17 protein-coding genes are annotated in these 19,888 nt (G+C 39.9%); 9 read left to right on the top strand and 8 right to left on the bottom strand.

All coding sequences use genetic code 11. From position 1 onward, the window contains the following. Position 1: 1 nt before the first annotated feature. From JG479_RS11250 to sixA, 3 genes are read right to left on the bottom strand one after another with little or no spacing between them, the layout of a single operon-like run. A complete protein-coding gene (locus JG479_RS11250; RefSeq protein WP_039489246.1) occupies positions 2 to 739 on the bottom strand; it encodes an SDR family oxidoreductase in 738 nt (245 codons plus the stop codon). An 8-nt stretch (positions 740 to 747) separates the two neighbouring features. Beyond that, positions 748 to 1,101, bottom strand: coding sequence for a RidA family protein (locus tag JG479_RS11255; RefSeq protein WP_002962161.1), 354 nt, complete (start codon positions 1,099 to 1,101; stop codon positions 748 to 750). Between the two features lie 24 nt (positions 1,102 to 1,125). Then, complete coding sequence (gene sixA / locus JG479_RS11260; protein ID WP_200219339.1) at positions 1,126 to 1,596, bottom strand: phosphohistidine phosphatase SixA; 471 nt, start codon at positions 1,594 to 1,596, stop codon at positions 1,126 to 1,128. A gap of 191 nt (positions 1,597 to 1,787) precedes the next feature. On the opposite strand from sixA, the gene JG479_RS11265 reads away from it, so the two are divergent. After that, positions 1,788 to 4,511, top strand: a complete 2,724-nt coding sequence (locus JG479_RS11265) for an insulinase family protein (RefSeq protein WP_149602981.1) — start codon at positions 1,788 to 1,790, stop codon at positions 4,509 to 4,511. Between the two features lie 54 nt (positions 4,512 to 4,565). Next, positions 4,566 to 6,818, top strand: a complete 2,253-nt coding sequence (locus JG479_RS11270; protein ID WP_200219340.1) for a sensor domain-containing protein — start codon at positions 4,566 to 4,568, stop codon at positions 6,816 to 6,818. Here JG479_RS11270 and JG479_RS20130 read toward each other — a convergent pair. Next, the gene (locus tag JG479_RS20130) at positions 6,815 to 7,009 is read right to left on the bottom strand and encodes a hypothetical protein (protein WP_234047854.1); all 195 of its coding nucleotides are present in this window, start codon (positions 7,007 to 7,009) and stop codon (positions 6,815 to 6,817) included. The two genes, JG479_RS11270 and JG479_RS20130, sit on opposite strands and share 4 nt — an antisense overlap. A gap of 349 nt (positions 7,010 to 7,358) precedes the next feature. Then, positions 7,359 to 7,931 (bottom strand): elongation factor P-like protein EfpL, encoded by a 573-nt coding sequence (gene efpL / locus JG479_RS11275; protein WP_002962153.1) that lies wholly within the window; start codon positions 7,929 to 7,931, stop codon positions 7,359 to 7,361. A 194-nt stretch (positions 7,932 to 8,125) separates the two neighbouring features. Between efpL and JG479_RS11280 the strand changes: the two genes are divergently transcribed. Next, positions 8,126 to 8,512 (top strand): MmcQ/YjbR family DNA-binding protein, encoded by a 387-nt coding sequence (locus JG479_RS11280; protein WP_039489238.1) that lies wholly within the window; start codon positions 8,126 to 8,128, stop codon positions 8,510 to 8,512. A gap of 34 nt (positions 8,513 to 8,546) precedes the next feature. Here the strand turns inward: JG479_RS11280 and JG479_RS11285 are convergent, their stop codons facing one another. From JG479_RS11285 to fadI, 3 genes are all read right to left on the bottom strand, one after another. Continuing rightward, on the bottom strand, positions 8,547 to 9,056 hold the full coding sequence (locus JG479_RS11285; protein ID WP_002962149.1) for a GNAT family N-acetyltransferase: 510 nt from the start codon (positions 9,054 to 9,056) through the stop codon (positions 8,547 to 8,549). A 74-nt stretch (positions 9,057 to 9,130) separates the two neighbouring features. Further along, complete coding sequence (fadJ, locus tag JG479_RS11290) at positions 9,131 to 11,338, bottom strand: fatty acid oxidation complex subunit alpha FadJ (RefSeq protein WP_200219341.1); 2,208 nt, start codon at positions 11,336 to 11,338, stop codon at positions 9,131 to 9,133. Then, positions 11,338 to 12,648 carry an acetyl-CoA C-acyltransferase FadI gene (gene fadI / locus JG479_RS11295; RefSeq protein ID WP_004335629.1) on the bottom strand — a complete coding sequence of 437 codons (1,311 nt, stop codon included), beginning with the start codon at positions 12,646 to 12,648 and terminating at the stop codon, positions 11,338 to 11,340. Before fadI ends, fadJ begins: the two co-directional genes overlap by 1 nt. 306 nt (positions 12,649 to 12,954) lie before the next feature. Here fadI and JG479_RS11300 point away from each other — a divergent pair, with 306 nt between their 5' ends. Genes JG479_RS11300 through JG479_RS11325 form a run of 6 tightly spaced genes read left to right on the top strand, consistent with a single transcriptional unit; the run spans position 12,955 to position 19,858 of the window. Continuing rightward, positions 12,955 to 13,911 carry an AAA family ATPase gene (locus JG479_RS11300; protein WP_007377762.1) on the top strand — a complete coding sequence of 319 codons (957 nt, stop codon included), beginning with the start codon at positions 12,955 to 12,957 and terminating at the stop codon, positions 13,909 to 13,911. Between the two features lie 3 nt (positions 13,912 to 13,914). Further along, entirely contained in the window at positions 13,915 to 14,859 is a 945-nt protein-coding gene (locus JG479_RS11305; RefSeq protein WP_200219342.1) for a DUF58 domain-containing protein, read from the top strand. A gap of 2 nt (positions 14,860 to 14,861) precedes the next feature. Beyond that, positions 14,862 to 15,296, top strand: coding sequence for a DUF4381 domain-containing protein (locus JG479_RS11310; protein WP_149613540.1), 435 nt, complete (start codon positions 14,862 to 14,864; stop codon positions 15,294 to 15,296). Then, positions 15,289 to 16,275, top strand: coding sequence for a vWA domain-containing protein (locus JG479_RS11315; protein ID WP_182712767.1), 987 nt, complete (start codon positions 15,289 to 15,291; stop codon positions 16,273 to 16,275). The genes JG479_RS11310 and JG479_RS11315 overlap by 8 nt, the downstream gene beginning before the upstream one ends. Beyond that, a complete protein-coding gene (locus JG479_RS11320) occupies positions 16,275 to 18,206 on the top strand; it encodes a VWA domain-containing protein (protein ID WP_004335620.1) in 1,932 nt (643 codons plus the stop codon). Before JG479_RS11315 ends, JG479_RS11320 begins: the two co-directional genes overlap by 1 nt. After that, complete coding sequence (locus tag JG479_RS11325; RefSeq protein ID WP_200219343.1) at positions 18,200 to 19,858, top strand: BatD family protein; 1,659 nt, start codon at positions 18,200 to 18,202, stop codon at positions 19,856 to 19,858. Before JG479_RS11320 ends, JG479_RS11325 begins: the two co-directional genes overlap by 7 nt. Positions 19,859 to 19,888 lie beyond the last annotated feature (30 nt).

Raw genomic sequence — 19,888 nt, forward strand, 5'->3', positions numbered from 1 at the left:
CTTACAAACCGCCGGCTACATCAACAAAGCTACCCGTTGTAAAAGAAGCGTGCTCTGAAGCTAAAAAGTAAATTGCTGCAGCAACCTCTTCGGGTGTACCGCCTCTGCCAAGGGGTAGTTTACTTTTAAGACGATCGACTCGATTTTCTTCACCGCCATCGCTATGCATATCAGTGTAAATAAGCCCAGGTCTAACCGAGTTAACTCGAATACCTTTACTTGCCACCTCTTTTGCCAAGCCAATAGTAAATGTGTCCATTGCACCTTTAGATGCTGCATAATCAATGTACTCATTAGGAGAGCCCGTTTTAGCGGCCCCCGATGAAACATTAACAATACTACCACTATTTCCCATTCGCTTTATTGCCTCACGGCTACATAAAAAAGCACTGGTAATATTTGTAGTCAAAACTTCGTTTATGCGCTCAGCACTCATTCCTAACAAAGGCATTTGTGGTTTTAAAATACCGGCGTTATTTATTAGTACATCAAGTTGACCAAAGACTTTATCTATATGCATAAATAAAGCTAAAACGTCAGCCTCTAGTGACACGTCACCTTGAATTACTTCAGCCTCAACTCCTAATTGCTTTACTTTTTCTGCCACCAATATTGCACTAGCTAAATCAGCTTTATAATTAATGCAAACATCATAACCATGCTTTGCAAAATATAGTGCGGTAGCTGCGCCAATACCTCGGCTAGAGCCTGTGATAAGTACAACGGGGGAGCGATTCATTAAAGCTATTATTCTTTTAAAGCGGCAACTACTGAAATTTCAACAAGTAGTGCATCACGTGCCATTTTAGCTTCCACGCAGGCACGTGCAGGTGCATAACCCTCGGGTACCCATGCATCCCATACTGCATTCATATCAGCAAAGTATTCCATGCTCTTTACATAAATAGTCGCGCTAAGCATATGTTCTTTTGAACTCCCTGCTTCATCAAGCAGCGCCTCTACTTTATCAAGCATAGTTTGAGTTTGCTCTTTAATACCTTTTTGCGCGTCGGCGCATACCTGCCCACATAAATACACAGTGCCGTTGTGTTTTACTATGCGGCTCATGCGCGCACCTGTTTGTAAGCGTTCTATCGTCATATTACTTTTCTCAATTATTTATATTTAAAGGTTTTCTGGGGCATTTATACTTATATAACTACTACGCTGGGTTTGCTCATCATAACTAATAACAGCAACAGCACCTGTATTAAAAATTGGCATATTACCAGGGCTTAATTGGTCCACTAAATAACTTACAATAGGCATGTGTGCCACTATGAGCCATGTATTGCATTGGGGATGAGTAGCAATAAGCGTTTCAAGATAGTCAGCAGCAATTTGAGGTTTGCCTTCGGGGATAATATCGGGCGTGGTTTCGCTAAATTTAAATACGTTATTTTTAGCCACACCTGCAGCTGTTTGCTGTGCACGAATGTAAGGACTAACTAACAGTGCATCAGGGCAATGTGCTTTACTGAGCCAAAGGCCCATTTTTTCAGCTTCATCGTGCCCTGCTTGGGTTAAATTTCTACCTGCATCATCAGCCTGCATGGGTGTTGCTTCGCCGTGGCGCATTATTAGGATTGTTTTCATAAAAAATCAACCGATTAAAGAATATAAAACAGTAGCCAGTTTGCCCATTTGTCAGCTATATTAACAACATAAATCTATTTATTTCTAAATAATTCTTTCATGAGATTCAGGTAAATCTTTAAGCTGTATTTCGCTTTCCTGAAGCCATCATCTGTTGTTAACAAGTAAACGTTTAGTTTCAGGAGCATCATTTGAATATCAGCCGCAATGATAACAGAGCATACCGCGCCTTTACACTGGACAATGGTCTAAAAGTACTATTAGTGCAAGATAAAGATTCTACAAAAGCGGCAGCATCAATGGCAGTTAACGCCGGGCATTTTGACGATCCTCTTGATAGGCAAGGTCTAGCACACTTTTTAGAGCACATGCTTTTTTTAGGCACTGACCAATACCCAGATTCAGGCAGTTTTAATAATTTTGTTTCGCAAGCTGGCGGGAACACTAATGCGTGGACTGGCACTGAGCATACCTGTTACTTTTTTGATATTAATAACCAAGAATTTGAACAGGCGCTTACCCAATTTAGCCGTTTTTTTATTGCGCCACTTTTAAATTCAGCCGAAACAGAAAAAGAACGCAACGCAATTGAAGCCGAGTTTAAACTAAAAATAAAAGACGATGGTCGCCGTATTTATCAAGCCCACAAAGAAACGGTAAATCCAGCTCATCCATTTGCTAAATTTTCTGTAGGAAACCTACAAACCTTAGCTGACAGAGAGCGCTGTATTAGTGATGAGCTTCGCGACTTTTTTAATAGTCAGTACCAAGCTCAGTGGATGACTTTAGTTATTTGCGCAAACGAAACATTAGACACACTACAAAGCTGGGCACAAACTTACTTTGGCGCAATTAAGGGTAATAAAAACCTCAAAAAGCCAGAGATCAGTGAGCCACTCTATCGCAAACAAGACATAGGAAAAATACTTCATATTGAGCCGCATAAGCATATGCAAAAACTTATCATAAGTTTTGCTATGCCTAATATTGACGACTTTTATCGCCACAAAACAGTGAGTTTTATTGCCCATTTACTTGGCTATGAAGGCGCGGGTTCTCTTTATTCTATTTTAAAAGAGCAAGGCTGGATAAACGCGCTTTCTGCTGGCGGTGGTATTAATGGCAGCAACTTTAAAGATTTTAATATTAGCTTAGCGCTTACCGATGAAGGTATTGAATACTTCGAAGACATTATTGAAATGGTGTTTGAATACATTTGCTTAATTAACGATAACACCGAAAAATTGCCGCGTTTATATCAAGATAAAAAAAATCTATTACAAATAGCATTTGATAACCAAGAAAAGTCACGCTTGATTGATTGGGTCAGTAATTTAAGCATTAATATGCAGCATTACGATGAAGCAAACTACGTGCAAGGCGACTATTTAATGGAAGGCTTTAAAAAAGCGACCCACGAAATGGCCATGCAGTGGTTAACGCCACATAATATGCGCATCGTACTTATACATCCAGATGTAGAGCCTGAACATAAAACCGCATGGTACAACACACCATATAAAGTAGAACATATTTCACCTAGTTGGCTTGATGCACTTAGCGAGATAAATAAACCGCTGAGCGAAATGCTGCTGCCTACCGCTAATCCTTATTTAACAAAAGAAGTGGTGTTATTTGATGTCATAAAACCACAAACAAAACCCGAGTTATTAGTAAAAGAACCCGGTTTTGACTTTTGGTTTAAACAAGACAACACATTTCGTGTTGCTAAAGGTCATTTTTATTTGGCCATGGATTCTGATTTTGCCGTAAAAGATGTAAAACATATGGCACTCACCCGCTTATTTACAGATTTATTTATGGATAGCGTGGGCGAGCAATTTTATCCTGCAGAACTTGCGGGACTTAGCTACCACTTAACCTCGCATCAAGGTGGATTAACTCTACATACCGCAGGGCTTTCATCCAGTCAGTTAGAGCTTGTTGATCAATTAATAGATGCTTTATTTAATGTAGAAATTTGTGCAAAACGCTTTGCTGAATATAAAAAACAACTTGTAAGGCATTGGCGCAATAGCAACCAAAACAAACCAGTCAGTGAGTTGTTTAGTATTTTAGGCGCAAAAATAATGCCTTGGAACCCTCAACCTGGGGAGCTTGCTTCGGCATTAAAAAACACCTGTTTTCAGCAATTTAATGAGTTCAGAACAGACTTTTTTAAAGCACTACATGTTGAATCATTTTTACATGGTAACTGGCAGCAAAGTGATGCATTAGCCTTTCAAAAAAAGGTCGCCGAACACCTAAAAAACGCAGCCATAATTGAAGATTTAAGACGCCCTCTTTTTGAAATTAAAAAAGTAACTCGCTACGAGTTAGAACTTCCTTGTAGCGACCATGCCATGGTTGTTTACTATCAAGCGCAAACTGATTGCGTGGCCGAAAAAGTAAAAATGATGGCGTTAAATCATTTAATTAATCAAGATTACTTTAACGAGTTACGAACAACACAACAGCTAGGTTATTTAGTGGGCGCAGGTTATGCACCTTTTAATACTCGTGCTGGAATAGCATTTTATGTGCAGTCACCTAAGTTTGATGCAAAAACATTATTGCATCGTCATAACAGCTTTATTAAAAAATACCTTGATAACATTGATGCACTTGATGAAAACGATTGGCAACAGCAAAAACATGGCCTTAGTACTCATATTGCAGAAAAAGATAAAAACTTGCGCCTGCGCTCACAACGGTTATGGCTTGCTATTGGTAACAGAGATCACGAATTTCATATGCAGCAGCGACTTTTAGATGCCCTAAACGCACTAACACTAAAAGAAGTAAAAGTTTATGCACTAAGCCTATTTGATGATAATAGACCAAGATATGAGCTTTTAAGCTCGGCAAAAGTCAGTAAATCTCAAAATATGCCCGTTTACTCTCAATCTCTTTGACACTAGGTTTAGCTTGTTTTAAATTATCATTTGTAAATTAGAAGTAATCAAAAAATGATAAAAACAATAATAAAACTAAGCATGCTTGTAGTACTTGCTTACTCATTTGAGCTTTTTGCCTTTGAGTCATCACTTAATTACAACTCAGACAATATACTTATACTAGCAAGCGCCATTATAGCGCTTGCTTTGCCCTACCTGTTATTTGTAATCCACAAACTTAGACGTTCACGCCGCCAACTCCGACTTTCGGAAAAACGCCTTAAAAGTACTGTAGAAGGTAGCGGCGATACACTTTGGGACTGGAACATAAAAACAGGCGAAGTTATTCGTATTAACGATAAGTATTTAATGGACTCAACTACGTTAATGGGGTTTCCACCAAATAAAGGCCTTATCCATCCTCACGATATTAATAACGTTGAGCACTTGCTAAAAGTGCACTTTGCAGAGCAGTCTGCTTTTTTTGAAGCCACCTACCGAATCAAAGATACTTTTGGTCGTTGGCACTGGGTGCTCGATCGCGGAAAAATAATTGAAAAAGACGCCAACTTATCACCCCTTAGAATGACAGGTACCGTTCGCGATATATCACAGTTAAAATCAACTGAAGAGCGCTTAAACCTTTTTGCAAAATGTGTTGAGTCGCTTACTGACGCCTTAGCAATTTACGATAAAAACTTTAAACTGGTTGATATAAACCCTAGCTTTTTAACCTTGTTTGGTGGCGTACGCGAACAATACTTAGGAAAAGATTTTAGCCTATCTGGGTATGAGCCAAGCTACACAAACAGAATTATTGAAATAGTAAAAGAGCGCGAACATATTCAACAAGAAGTGAAGCTTCGTAATAGTGAGCGTATTTTATTACCGATAGAAATATCCATAGATGAAATTAAAAACGATCAAAATCAAATAACTAATTATGTCGTTGTATATTCAGATTTAACAGAGCGTAAAAAAGCAGAATCGCAATTACATAACTTATCGAATCGAGATCGCACAACCAGTCTGCCTAACCGAAATTTATTTTTTACTGATTTACATAAACTAGTAAAACTCAATTCGCATCACGCCTTGCTTGTATTCGATTTAGATAACTTTAAAAAAATAAATGACTCGTTAGGACATCAGCTAGGTGACAGCTTATTAGCTAAACTAGCAATGCGCTTAAATAAACTAACCCGCGAAAATGATGTGTTTTATCGTTTAGGCGGCGATGAGTTTGCTCTGGTAATGTCTGACACTAACGACATACATGTAATTACACGCATGGCTAAACAGTTTTTAGCAGCCATTGCTACACCATTTAAAATGGCAGGCCACGAACTGGCAATCACCTCAAGTGTAGGTATTGTATTATTCCCAGAAGACGGTAATACACCTGAACTGCTTTTAAAAAATGCAGATACCGCCATGTATCATGCTAAAAAGAAAGGTAACAGCTACTTATTTTTTAACGACACGATGAACCGCCAAGCCGTTAAACGACTGCAAATTGAAAACCTCATGCGCTTTGGTTTAAAAGAAGACCATTTTGAAGTGTACTACCAACCAAAAATGAATATTCGCACAGGCAAGCTAACCGGAATGGAAGCATTAGTTCGCTTTATAACCCCTAAAAAAGGCATTATTAGCCCTGGTGTATTTATACCTATAGCTGAAGAAACTGGCCAAATAATTGAAATCGGTGAAGTGGTATTAAACAAAGCCTGCAGAGACGTAAAAGAATGGCTAGATAGCGGTTTATTTAGCGGTCGAGTAGCCGTTAACTTATCAGCAAAGCAATTTAGCCTCCCCGATTTAACCTCTCGTATTGACGTTATTTTGCAAAAAAATGAATTACCTTCTTACTTTTTAGAGCTTGAAATAACAGAAGGTACTGTAATGGATGACCCTAAAGAAGCCATTGCAATTATGCGTTCGTTAAGTGCCCGAGGTATTCATTTAGCAATGGATGATTTTGGTACTGGTTATTCATCATTAGCGTATTTAAAGCAATTTCCACTTAATACACTTAAAGTAGATAAAGCATTTATAGATGACATGACCAACGAACGTGGCCGTAATATGGTCGACTCAATAGTCACTATTGCACATAACCTTGATTTACATGTAGTTGCTGAAGGTGTAGAACAAGCCCATCAAATTGATATACTCAAAAAGCTTAATTGCGAAACAGTACAAGGTTATTATTATTCCAAGCCTCTATCAAAAAGTGAATTTACTGAATTTTTAAAGCAACAACAAACTAAAGCAGCCCCAAGCTTAATTAGAAAAAATAAAAATGTGGCGTCGATAAATTAAGGGCGCCATATACACGCATTTATTCCTACATTTCTAACTAAAGCACGACGATAATGTAGATTAAACAAGCACCAGGCTACTGGTCCAAGTAAACCGCCTAAAATCAGCCATCGCTTAATTGGCATGCCTTTTTTAATGGTTTCTAAATACATTAAAGCTATAAATATACTGCTTAGTAAAACTATAAACAAAATCACGCCTTAAAGTTGCTCAAAAATACGGCGCTTATTCTAACGCTAACGTGATTAAATTTAAAGCAACAAATCCCCGCGCGCAAAAAAGCCGAACCTGTTAAACACAGATTCGGCTTTTAAAATTATAATTTATACCAATCTGCTTATATATGGGGTCTATTTAACGTTAAGAAAATTACGCTAGAACTAGGCAAAAGTTTTTATATCTAGTTGTTCTCGGCAATTGCTCCCTGCATTGCTCTACCTCCTGCATCCATGCAGTCGTAAATAAAAAACTTTTAACGACGTTATAGTGCAATTTAATTCGTTAAATTGATCAAAGATTTATGCAGGTTGGTATTACAAGTTACTTTTCAGCACGACCCATAAATTTGTGTTCAACAGTATTAATACGGATACGGTCACCTGTTGAAATATGCTCTGGCACAGAAATATTTAAGCCAGTAGACATACGTGCAGGTTTTGAACGAGCACTTGCAGATGCACCTTTGATAGATGGGTCTGTTTCTTCAACAACAAGTTCAACACTTGACGGTAAATCAAGTCCTACTGGCGCGCCATCAATAACAATGACGTGTACGCCTTGCGTTTCTTCATTAACAAATAAAATTTCTTCGCTAATAGCATCTTTGTTTAAGTTGTAAGGCGTGTAATCTTCATTATCCATGAACACATACTCGTCGCCATCAATGTACGATAGCATTACTTCACGGCGTGTTAAATCAGCCAGCGTTAGCATGTCACTGTCTTTGAATGTTTCGTCAACTTTACCACCGGTTACCACATCGTATAAACGCATACGGTATAAACTACCACCAGCACGACCTTGCGGCACAGAGCGCACAATATCTTTTACAACTAAAACGCGGCCATTGAAGTCAATAGCAGTACCTTTTTTAACATCACTCGCCTTTGGCATGTGTGAATTCCTATTATTTTTTTGATTGGCAGAAACATACCACGAACTGGATTTTGTTCAACTAAAATTACGTTGGTTTTACGCTACATGTTGTATTAGCTTGTAAAATTTTAATTTATACTAAAATACATATAATCAAATGTGAAAAAAACTGCTATTGTAGCTTTACCGAGTATGACTTCAAGGAATGGATCATGGACCAGAAAAAAGTACATGAGTATTTAGTTAAAAAACCACTTGTTCAGGTTACAAAACCATTTGCGCAAGAGGTTGATGTATATAAAGTGAATCATAAAATGTTTGCGACTCTTGCTATTGGCAATGACGGTCAAACTAATGATGATGGTGAGGTTATTTGGTGGCTTAACTTAAAGTGCGATCCTGATGAAGCAATATCATTGCGTGATACTTTCCCGGCAGTGATCCCTGGTTACCATATGAATAAACGCTTATGGAACACAGTAATTTTAGACGGCACAATTGCACAAGGTGAAATTGAGAGAATGATTGATAACTCATTTAATTTAGTCGTAGAAAATATGCCAGAAAAAGACCGCAAAGCTATTGCACTTCACTTGTAGCACTTTTGGGCTAGGCTACTAGCCCATTAAAACCTTAAACCTTAAGCGTATAAATTAAATCGTCATATAACTTTTCGCCTATTGTATGCACTTTAAAAAGTGTATCGGTATGGGTTAAGCCGCACTTACTAAGCACCTTTTCAGAACCAATATTGCCACGCGTTACAACTGCTTTAAACTGCCTAATACCACATTCTTTCCAAGCCCAATCAATTACAGCTCTTAACGACTCTGTCGCGTAGCCTTTATTAAAATACTCTGGCAATAATAAATAACCAAGCTCTGCGGTTTCTCCGTCATAGGCAAAACCTGTAACACCCACTGGTTGTTTTGTTTTATTATTAATAATGAGTAAGCACAGTGGATGGCGTGATTTAGTATTCCACTTAGGTAAGCGTATCTCAAAGCGGTTTCTTATCAGTGACTCCATTGGCATATCAAAACAATACTTAAGGACCTGAGGATCGCGATGAAGCGCTAGAAAAAGAGGCCAATCAGACTCTTCTATTTGGTACATGCTCAATCTTTGTGTAAATAATGTCATTAAGCTCCTCATTTAAATATTAAAAATCATAAAAAAACCGCATTTAAATGCGGTTTTTATAAACAGTAGAAACTTTATTCTTTTGTTTCAATCTCTTTAGTAACTTCAGGCTCAGTGACACTTTGCTCTTGTGGCTCAGTACTTTGTACTTCAGGAGCTACAACCTCAACAGTTGCTGCATTATAAAAAGTAGTACCAGAGCTTGCCATTGTTACCAGTGACTCACATGGAGCAAAATTAGCATCGCTGTTACCCAATGTAGACATATCAGAGCTTATTTTACTTGCGCCTAATTTATCCATATAGCTAAACGGGCCACCTAAAAATGGTGGGAAACCAATACCAAATATTGCACCAATGTCGCCATCACGAGGGCTTGCAATAATGCCATCATCTAAACAGCGTACTGCTTCGTTAAGCATTTTTGATACACATCGCTTAGCAATTTCGCTTTTGTTTAAACGTGGAGCTAGGGTAACACCCAATAGTTCGTAAACTGACTCATCAACCTTTTTGCCTTTTTTGTCGTATTCATAAAAACCACGACCCGACTTACGGCCAAGGCGTTTTGAATCGATCATACGCATAAATGCATCAGGGCCTTTAAAACGCTCACCTAATTCTTTTTCAAGAATTGGGGCAATTTTAGAGCCAATATCAATCCCTACTTCATCAAGTAGAGCCAGCGGTCCTACCGGAAAGCCAAACTCAACTAGGGCTGCATCAATCTTTTCAATTGGCTCACCCGCAAGCATTAAGTTAGCAGCTTCATTTAAGTAAGGCGCTAAAATACGGTTTACGTAAAAACCGGCCATGTCTTTTACAACAATTGGCGTTTTACCTTGCTTACGTGCAAAGTTAACAACGCGAGCAATAGTCTCTTTAGATGTACCTTCGTGTGGAATAATTTCCACTAATGGCATTTTTTCTACTGGTGAAAAGTAATGTAATCCAATTACATTTTCAGGACGTGCTGCCTGCGCTGCAATTTGCGATATTGGTAATGATGACGTGTTACTAGCAAAAATGGTATTTGCTTGGCATTGCTGCTCTACATCAGCAACCATACCTTGCTTAAGTGCAAGATCTTCAAACACCGCTTCTATTACTAAATCAATGTGTTTAAAGCCACTGTAGTCTGTTGTACCTGTAATACGGTTCATTGTTAACTGCATATCAGCTTTAGACATAATACGGCGCTTAAGACGCTTATCTAAAATTTTGTAGGTGTAGCTCATTGCATTACTAATGCCCTGCTCTGCTACATCTTTAATACGTACCGGTACTTTAGCTTTAACAGCACTTACGTGCGCAATACCTGCGCCCATTAGTCCACCACCTAAAACAGCAGTTTTGCTAATTGCGGGTGCGTCATCATTGCGCCACTCTTTTTTCATTTCAGTGGTTGCAAAGAAAATACCGCGAAGCGCTTTCGATTCGTCACTCATTACAAGTGTTGCAAAGCTTTCAGCTTCTGTTTTATACGCTTTTAGCTCATCAAGCTCTACACTAGCACGCACAGCTTTAATAATAGCGAGTGGTGCTGGGTAGTGCCCGCCCGTTTTTTTAAGTACGTTTTCTTTGGCTTTTTTAAAGATAAAGTTACGACCAAATGGGTTTGACTCTAGTAATTTACTAATATTGTCGAGCTTTGGCTCTTTTGCTTGTGGCTTTTTCTTAGTCGCAAATTCTTTTGCAACTTTTAACAGCACACTGTGCGGTACGCAATCATCAAGCACGCCTGCTTTTTTAGCTTGCTTAGGGCGAATTTGTTTACCTGTTAGCATCCACTCTAGTGCTTTTTGAATACCAACAATTTTAGTTAAACGCTGCGTGCCGCCGCCACCTGGTAGTAAACCAAGTTGCACTTCTGGTAAGCCAATTTTTGTTAAATCGCTGTCGGTACCAACACGGTAGTCACACGCTAAAGCAAACTCTAAACCACCACCTAATGCAGCGCCATGAATCGCACTTACTGTAGTATATGGCAGTTTTGTCATATCAAAAAATGCTTGATGACATAGTTCGCTAATAGCTAAAGCATCATCACGCTTTTGAACGCTATCGAGCATTTTTACATCGGCGCCCGCGATAAAGTTATCGCTTTTTCCGCTTATAAATACCATGCCTTTTACATTTTGCGACTTAGCGTCTTCTAATAATGCTTTTAAGTCATCGGCAAAACTACTGCGCAGGGTATTCATTTTCTCCCCTGGCACATCAATCGTTACTACGGCAATTTTGTTTTCATCTACCGCTAAATTAAATACTGAATCAGTCATTACGCGCTCTCCAATACAAAGGCTGCACCTAAACCACCAGCAGCACACGCTGTTGTTAATGCCAAACCGCCACCACGACGTTTAAGCTCGTGTAAGCTTTGCGTAATTAAGCGTGCACCTGTTGCTGCAAATGGGTGACCATATGCTAAAGAGCCGCCGTTAACGTTAAACTTATCCATGTTAATTTCGCCAATTGCTTTGCTGCGACCTAAATGCTCTTGTGCAAATTTGTCTGAGGCAAACATTTTCATATTGGCAAGTGTTTGCGATGCAAACGCTTCGTGCATTTCAATTAAATCTAAATCAGCAAGCGTAATACCCGCTCTATCTAGTGCAATAGGCGTTGAATGAGCTGGGCCCATTAACATGTCTTTTTCTACGCCAATTGCCGAAAATGCAAAGCTACGTACGTAACCTAGTATTTCATAGCCAAGTGCTTTTGCTTTGCTTTCGCTCATCATAAGTACGGCCGCTGCACCATCAGTTAATGGTGTTGCATTTGCGGCGGTAACAGTACCGTGCTGACGGTCAAAAACAGGTTTAAGCTTGGCGTAGCCTTCAACCGTTGAGTTTTTACGAATATTGTTATCTTCTGAAATAAAGCTTTTATATGGCGGTAAATGCGCCGTCATTACTTCATCTTTTAACTTACCATCAGCCCATGCTTGCGTTGCAAGTGAGTGAGAACGATGCGCTAATGCATCTTGATCTTCACGGCTAATATTATGTGTTTTAGCCATTTGCTCAGCAGTTTGCCCCATTGAAAGGCCTGTTGAGTACTCTGCAACTGCAGGAGGCACTGGTAATAAGTCTTTTAAGCGCAGTTTTGAAAATATTTTTAAGCGTTGACCAAGCGTACGCGCTTTATTTAAATCAACTAGGCTGCCTGCTAGCTTTTTACTAACACCAATTGGCAGTACTGATGACGAATCTGCGCCGCCTGCAATACCTACACTTACAGATCCCGCCATAATAGACTCAGCTACATTAGCAATAGCCTGAAAGCTGGTAGCACATGCGCGCGATACAGAATATGCATCAACCGATACCGGCATACCTGTGCCCAATACAATTTCACGTGCAATATTTGGCGCTTCTGGCATTTGTACTACTTGACCAAATACAAGTTGATCAATTTCTGACTTATTGAAATTTAATCGTTCAAGCATTTCGTTAACCACCAATTTACCCATATCAAGTGCTGGTACATGGTGAAACGCTGTTGCTTGTTTTGCAAAAGGTGTACGTAAGCCGCTAACGATGGCAATACGGTCGCCCTTTGGTGTTTTTAGTATGTTTTGCTCAGACATTTATGCTCTCCCGCTGACAGGTCTGACCTGTTTGTTTTCCTCGATTCTAAACAACCCGTGCCCTAAAGCCAATAGATAAACACAAATTTATATAAACAGTGTTTAATTACGACTATCACAATAGGCTTTTTTAGACGCATTTACAAAGTTTTGTGGTACGCTAAAAATCGTTAAAAAATAACGAACTATTTTAAAAAATACAGTCTAACTCTTGAGTTACCCAATTATAAACCTTATAAATAGGTCAGTATTTATCACCTAACACTATTAGGTACAAACCCAGCTGACGAGGACAGTCCACTTATTATGGCAGCTAACGCATTTTCACAATTAAAAACGTACTTAGATACACAAATCATTGGCCAGCCAGAGCTTACACAAGCGCTACTTATTGCTATTTTAGCTGATGGTCACTTATTAGTAGAAGGCCCTCCTGGGCTTGCAAAAACACGTGCAGTTAATGCACTTGCTAAAGGCATTGAAGGCTCATTTCAGCGCGTACAGTTTACGCCAGATTTATTACCAGCTGATGTAACAGGTACCGATATTTACCGCCAACAAACTAGCGAGTTTGTATTTGAAAAAGGCCCTCTTTTTCACAACCTAATTTTAGCTGACGAAATTAACCGTGCACCAGCCAAAGTACAATCAGCACTATTAGAAGCCATGGCAGAGCGACAAGTTACCGTGGGTAAAAATACCTATCCGCTTAGCGAACTGTTTTTAGTTATGGCAACACAAAACCCGCTAGAGCAAGAAGGGACTTACCCGTTACCAGAAGCCCAGCTGGATCGCTTTTTACTGCACCTAAGTATTGACTATCCTGGCGCAGAGCATGAGCTTGATATACTGCGTTTAACGCGCGGTGAAGCGCTTAATGAACAACAACCGGTAATGCAAAAAATTAGTCAAAGCGACTTATTTGCAGCGCGTAAAGAAATATTAGGCCTTTATTTAGCAGAGCCACTTGAGCAATATTTAGTACAACTTATTATTGCTACCCGTGAAGGCGCTAAATTAGACGCGCAACTAGGTAGCTGGATTGAGTTTGGTGCAAGTCCGCGTGCAACAATAGCACTTGATAAATGTGCTCGTGCTCATGCATGGCTTCAAGGCCGTGACTTTGTAGCACCTGATGATATTCAAGCTGTTGTGCATAACGTACTGCGTCATCGCATTATCTTAAGTTACGAAGCCCAAGCCGATGGCATTACTAAAGATCAAGTAATAAGCCGTATAGTTGAACTTGTAGCCGTACCATAAGTTATGCAAAAACAATTAGAAACCCAAGCATGGCTCAAACAGAGCCATAGCCACGGTGTTAATTTAGCACTCAAAGAGCTAATGTATTACAAAGCCAAAGCGCAATTGCTTGAACTTGCCCCTAAGGTAAAAATAAAAAATACCTTAACAGGGCAATACCTTGCACCGCACAAAGGCCGAGGAATGGAATTTGCCGAAGTGCGACATTATCAGCAAGGTGACGATATTCGCTCTATTGATTGGCGAGTTACTGCGCGTACCGGCGAGACTCACACAAAGCTCTTTCAAGAAGAAAAAGAGCGCCCTGTGTTTGTGTTCACTGATTTTTCAAACTCAATGCTGTTTGGCTCAAAGTTACTGTTAAAGTCGGTGCAAGCTGCGCATATAAGCGCTCTTGTTGCATGGTCGGCGTGTCAGCGCGGCGATAGAATTGGCGGTATTGTGTTTAATCAGCACTCGCATTTAGAGCTAAAACCCAGCGCCCGTGAAAAAGCCGTGCTTAAGCTTTGTCATAATTTATGCGACAACCACCAGCAAGCGCTTAACAATATTGATAAAACAGCCACTAACAACTTTAGCGATAACCTAAAGCGCCTTAACCATTTAGCAAAACCAGGCAGCTTAGTGTATTTAGTGTCTGATTTTAATGCTCTGGATGATGCCAGCTTTAAGCAACTCGAAATATTAAGCCGCCACTGCGAGCTGATTGGTTGCCACATAAGCGATCCCTTTGAGCATCAGTTGCCTGCGTTTAAGCAAGCCGTTACCGTTAATGCAAATGGTCAGGACTTTGCCCTACCATTAATGGATAACAGCTTTAGAGAACGCTTTGCTAAAAATGCTGAGCAAGCATTTAGTACGCGCTTTAATCGCCTAACTAAATCGGGTCTTAATTTAATATCATTCAATGCAGCAACCCCGCTTGAGCTGCAATTAGTGAGAAAATAACCATGCAAACCAATCCACTAGATGGCCTGCACGATATAATAGCGCCAAGCCAAGTTAATTGGTGGCCACTCGCCCCTGCTTGGTGGGTTATTATTGCACTGCTGTTTTTAGCACTGTGCGCAGCTATTTATATATTTTATAAAAAACATAAATTTAAAAAGCCTAAACGCTACGCAATACAATTGAGCCAAAGTGAGCAAAACCCTCAGCAACTGCATATTATTTTAAAACGTTTAGTGATTGAATATTACGACAAGCGACTTGCTGCGCAATCTACCTCTAAGTGGTGCACAACACTTAATATACTCACCGGTTTAAGCTTTACAGAACAAGAAATACTAAGCTTGTATAACCCCAGCCAAAAAGATACAACACTGTGCGAAAAATTTCGCCAAGGTATTAAACAATTTAAAATAAAGGAGTCAGTAAATGTTTGAATTTAGCTGGCCATGGTTATTTTTATTACTACCCTTGCCTTTATTACTTTTACTATTAAAACCCGCAGCAAGTAATGCCAGTACGCGTTTACGTATACCCAGTTTTGCAAAGCACAATTTAACCAGTCAAAGCATTGAGCCACACGCACGACGTTTAAATCCCCTCGAGTGGGTAATTTGGTTATTACTTGTTACTGCTGCTGCCAATCCAACATGGTTAGATGAGCCAATCTCATTACCAAATGAAGGACGCGATATAATGTTAGCAGTTGACTTATCAGGCTCGATGACCGAACAAGACATGGCTTATAATGGCCAATATGTTGACCGCCTTACCATGGTAAAAGCCGTACTCAGTGATTTTATAGAGCAACGTCAAGGCGACAGGCTTGGGCTGATATTATTTGGCGACACCGCGTTTTTACAAACCCCGCTTACGCGCGACGTTAAAACAGTAAGTAAAATGCTCAGCGAAGCGCAAATTGGTTTAGTGGGGCGCGCAACAGCCATTGGTGATGCATTGGGTCTTTCGGTAAAACGCTTTGCCAATAAAGATGAAAGTAACCGAATTGTGGTGCTGTTAACCGACGGACAGAATACCGCTGGTAATTTAAACCCAGAAGATGCCCTACTGCTAGCTCGCGAAGAAGGGATTAAAGTGTACACCATTGGTGTTGGCTCAGATAATCCGCGCGGCTTTAGCCTCTTTAATGTGGGTGGCTCTAGTGGCAGTAATTTAGATGAAAGCTTACTTAAAAAGATTGCCGAGCAAACTGGCGGGTTATACTTTAGAGCCAAAGATGTAGCTGGCCTTCAACAAATTTACGCAGAGCTTGATAAGCTTGAACCTATTAGCGCTGATGAACAAACTTTTCGCCCACAAAGCTCATTATTTTACTACCCGTTACTTATCGCTATTTTACTTATTAGCTTAAAAGTAATGCTTAGTACACTGCGTGCATTAAAGGAGCCAAACTAATGGATTTTGAATTTATTCGCCCCGCTCTTTTATGGTTACTCATACCTGCTGTGGCATTATTTTTTGTTGCCTTAATTAAACATAAAAAAACGACTAGCGAACAGCTAATTGCACCTCATTTAGCACAATTTATAATGAGCGAAGCAAATACTAAAGCCAGCCAGCCACTTTGGTTAGTTGCTTTGTTTTGCAGCCTTGGCATTTTATTTAGTGCTGGGCCTAGCTTTGAGAAAAAACAAGTTCCTGTATTTCAAAGTAAAAGTGCCCGTGTAATTGTTATGGATATGTCGTATTCAATGTACAGCACCGATATTTTGCCAAATCGTTTAATGCAATCACGCTTTAAAGCGCTTGATATGATTGAGCTATTTAAAGAAGGTGATACCGCGCTTGTAGCTTACGCAGGCACGGCCTATGTAATTTCACCACTAACAAACGATGCCACAACACTCAGTAATTTAATTCCAAGCTTGAGCCCTGAAATAATGCCAGACAAAGGCTCAAACGTTTTAGCGGGTCTTGATATGGCCAAAGAGCTATTAACGCAAGCGGGTTATATTGATGGCGACATTATTTTAGTGACCGACGGTATTGACCAACAAGAACAAAGCGACGTTAGTAGCTTTACCAGTAACACCCAATATAGATTAAATATATACGGTGTAGGTACCGCTCAAGGCGCACCAATTAAGTTACCTGAAGGCGGCTTTTTGAAAGACAGATACGGCCAAATCGTAGTACCTACAATTAATGCCTCTCAGCTTAAAAATTTAGCATCGAGCAGTGGTGGTAAATTTGCTAGTTACCAACCTAGCAATAACGACATAAATACGTTTGCCCCAAATGCACAGAGTGAATTATTGAAAGACGAAAAACAAAGCCATGCGCTTTGGCGAATAGATGCAGGTATATATGGACTCTTGCTATTACTGCCATTTGGTTTGTATTTATTTAGACGCGCTGCCTTGTTAGGCGCATTTTTAGCTTTTGGTTTTTTACCGCAGCAAAATGCGTATGCCGTAGAGCTCCCTACTCTTTTGCAAAATGCAGATCAACGTGCATTAGAGGCTTACAATAATAAAGAATACGATGCAGCAACACAGGCGCAATCGAGTGAGTTAAAAGGCGCGGCGCTTTACCAGCAAGGTAATTTTGATGCTGCACTTAATGAGTTTAGTAATGATAAGTCGGCTACCGGTTTATACAACTACGGTAATGCCCTTGCCAAAGCTGGCAAACTTGAGGACGCAATTGAGGCGTACAAACAGGCCCAAACCTTACAAGATGACTTTACACAAGCAGCCGATAACCAAGCCTTAGTTGAGCAATTACTAAATCAACAAGAGCAACAAAACCAGCAAGATCAGCAAAGCGACGGCGACGACTCTCAAGACCAAGATGATAGTCAGAAAAAAGATGAGCAAAACCAAGGGCAAAATTCTGATGAGTCAAAACAGGATCAGCAACAAAATGGTGATAAAAGCGATTCTGAAAAAGGCGAAAACGAAAGTCAAAGTTCAAGCGATGAAAAATCTGATAAAGAGTCTGAACAATCAAAAGATCAACAAGGTGAGCCTGGCGAGCAATCAGATAAGCAAAATGAACCTGATATGCAAGCCCAGCCACAAAGCGAACAAGGGCAAAATAAAGACGCTGACCAGCCTAAAGAGGATGAGCAGCAACAAAGTAAGCCACAAGCAATAAGTGAGCAACCTGCCACTGATGAGCAAAAACAAAATGCTCAGCAACAAGCGATGCAAGCCCAAGCAAGTGAGCTCACTAATGAAGAAAAAGAAAAAGCACAACAGCTTAATCAACTACTTAGAAAAGTCCCGGACGATCCGGCTATTTTGTTACGGAATAAAATGCAATTAGAAGCCCAAAAAAGACAATACAAACGTCGCCCTACAGGAGTCGAAAAATCATGGTAATGCGATTATTTTGCTGTTTATTGCTATTAAGTGCGATGCCTTCGTGGGCTGCCACCAAATTAGAAGCCAGCGTAGATAAAAACCCTGTATTAGCGGGTGAATTTTTTATGCTTAATATATCGGTAGACGATACAGTTAAAGGCGAGCAACCAGACACCTCATCGCTGTTAAAAGACTTTGTTGTAGGCCCGACGAGCTTAAGCTCTCGTACCAACATTATTAATGGCAGCATTAATAAACAAACTACGTGGTCAGTTAAACTAATGACCCGTACAGAGGGTGATTACACGATTCCGGCATTTAGCGTTGCAGGGTTAACCTCACAACCTATTAAGTTAAAAGTGGCAAAACGCTCAGTTGATGCAGACAAAAATAACGAAATATTTTTAAAAACGTCACTCTCGAGTAATTCATTATTTGTGCAAGAAGCCGGTGTTTACACTGTTAAGCTCTACCTTGCCAAAGAACTGCTTGATGGCAGCTTAAGCACACCAAGTATGGAAGATGCTCAGCTAACCCAATTAGGTAAACAAACTGAGAGTTATGAGCTGGTTGATGGCAAACGCTACCTTGTTATTACTCGTGAGTATTTAATTCAGCCACAAAAAAGTGGTGCCTACACGATTGCAGGCCCCGCTTTTCAAGGGCGAGTACAGCAAAATTACCGCCAACTGGAGGTATCTGCTCTTGGCGAGGATCAGCAAGTAGAAATAAAACCAATCCCGAGTGACTATAAAGGCGCATGGTTACCAAGCGAATTGGTTAACCTTGATGAAGAATGGCAACCTAACGACAACACAGTAGAAGTAGGTACGCCTATAACACGTACTATTACGCTTACCGCGCTTGGAGTTACAAAAGAGCAATTACCTGAAATCTCTATGTCTACTATTGATGGCATACGCAGCTACCCTGATAAAAAAGAAAATAACAATGCAGTGCGAGACGGACGCGTTGTGTCGCAGCAAACGGCATCATATGCCTTACTGCCGCAAAAACCAGGTACTTATACTTTGCCTGAAATAAAGCTGCCTTGGTTTAATACCAAAATGAACCGTATTAGTGTAGCTACATTACCAAAGCGTACTATTACAGTAACGCCAAGTACTACCGCGCCTAATACAGCCATAGCAAACCCACAACCCAGCACAAATAATTCACCTACTCTTGAAAATATTTCGAATCAAGCAACTGGCACACAACCTATTGAAACTAAAAGTGATACTCCTCTTTGGTTAATAGTTGTTGCCGCTTTAGGGTATATTTTATGGATTGGTACTGTAATTTTTTACTTAATAAGCCGTTCTACTAAAAATACGACTGAAAAATTACAGCTAAACACCCGTGGTACTTCTCAGCCAAGCTTAAATGAGCTTAAAGCATTAGCCAAAACACACGATGTGAAAGCCTTTTACACCGCATTAAATAACTTTTCTGTAAAGGTGACCCATAAAAATGTTGGCGCGATTGATGAGCTCTGCATCCGCGTAAACAGCAGCGAGCTTAATGGTCTCATTAGCCAATTGCAGGCACAACTTTACAGTAATAAAGGCGCAAACACGGATCTTAATGCTATTATTAAAATTCTTGAGAACTATCAAACTCAGGCATCAAAGTCGCAACAAGCTGTATTAAAAGACCTTTATGATTAATAACTACGAACCTCAGGTCTTTTTTTGCAA

The sequence above is a fragment of the Pseudoalteromonas sp. LC2018020214 genome (assembly GCF_016598755.1).
Classification (GTDB): Bacteria; Pseudomonadota; Gammaproteobacteria; order Enterobacterales; family Alteromonadaceae; genus Pseudoalteromonas; species Pseudoalteromonas distincta.

What these genes read in the sequence shown, in the direction of transcription:
- JG479_RS11250 (WP_039489246.1), bottom strand. Translation starts at nt 739, where the DNA reads ATGAATCGCTCCCCCGTTGTACTTATCACAGGCTCTAGCCGAGGTATT.
- JG479_RS11255 (WP_002962161.1), bottom strand. Translation starts at nt 1,101, where the DNA reads ATGACGATAGAACGCTTACAAACAGGTGCGCGCATGAGCCGCATAGTA.
- sixA (WP_200219339.1), bottom strand. Translation starts at nt 1,596, where the DNA reads ATGAAAACAATCCTAATAATGCGCCACGGCGAAGCAACACCCATGCAG.
- JG479_RS11270 (WP_200219340.1), top strand. Translation starts at nt 4,566, where the DNA reads ATGATAAAAACAATAATAAAACTAAGCATGCTTGTAGTACTTGCTTAC.
- efpL (WP_002962153.1), bottom strand. Translation starts at nt 7,931, where the DNA reads ATGCCAAAGGCGAGTGATGTTAAAAAAGGTACTGCTATTGACTTCAAT.
- JG479_RS11280 (WP_039489238.1), top strand. Translation starts at nt 8,126, where the DNA reads ATGGACCAGAAAAAAGTACATGAGTATTTAGTTAAAAAACCACTTGTT.
- JG479_RS11285 (WP_002962149.1), bottom strand. Translation starts at nt 9,056, where the DNA reads ATGACATTATTTACACAAAGATTGAGCATGTACCAAATAGAAGAGTCT.
- fadJ (WP_200219341.1), bottom strand. Translation starts at nt 11,338, where the DNA reads ATGACTGATTCAGTATTTAATTTAGCGGTAGATGAAAACAAAATTGCC.
- fadI (WP_004335629.1), bottom strand. Translation starts at nt 12,648, where the DNA reads ATGTCTGAGCAAAACATACTAAAAACACCAAAGGGCGACCGTATTGCC.
- JG479_RS11300 (WP_007377762.1), top strand. Translation starts at nt 12,955, where the DNA reads ATGGCAGCTAACGCATTTTCACAATTAAAAACGTACTTAGATACACAA.
- JG479_RS11305 (WP_200219342.1), top strand. Translation starts at nt 13,915, where the DNA reads ATGCAAAAACAATTAGAAACCCAAGCATGGCTCAAACAGAGCCATAGC.
- JG479_RS11310 (WP_149613540.1), top strand. Translation starts at nt 14,862, where the DNA reads ATGCAAACCAATCCACTAGATGGCCTGCACGATATAATAGCGCCAAGC.
- JG479_RS11315 (WP_182712767.1), top strand. Translation starts at nt 15,289, where the DNA reads ATGTTTGAATTTAGCTGGCCATGGTTATTTTTATTACTACCCTTGCCT.
- JG479_RS11320 (WP_004335620.1), top strand. Translation starts at nt 16,275, where the DNA reads ATGGATTTTGAATTTATTCGCCCCGCTCTTTTATGGTTACTCATACCT.
- JG479_RS11325 (WP_200219343.1), top strand. Translation starts at nt 18,200, where the DNA reads ATGGTAATGCGATTATTTTGCTGTTTATTGCTATTAAGTGCGATGCCT.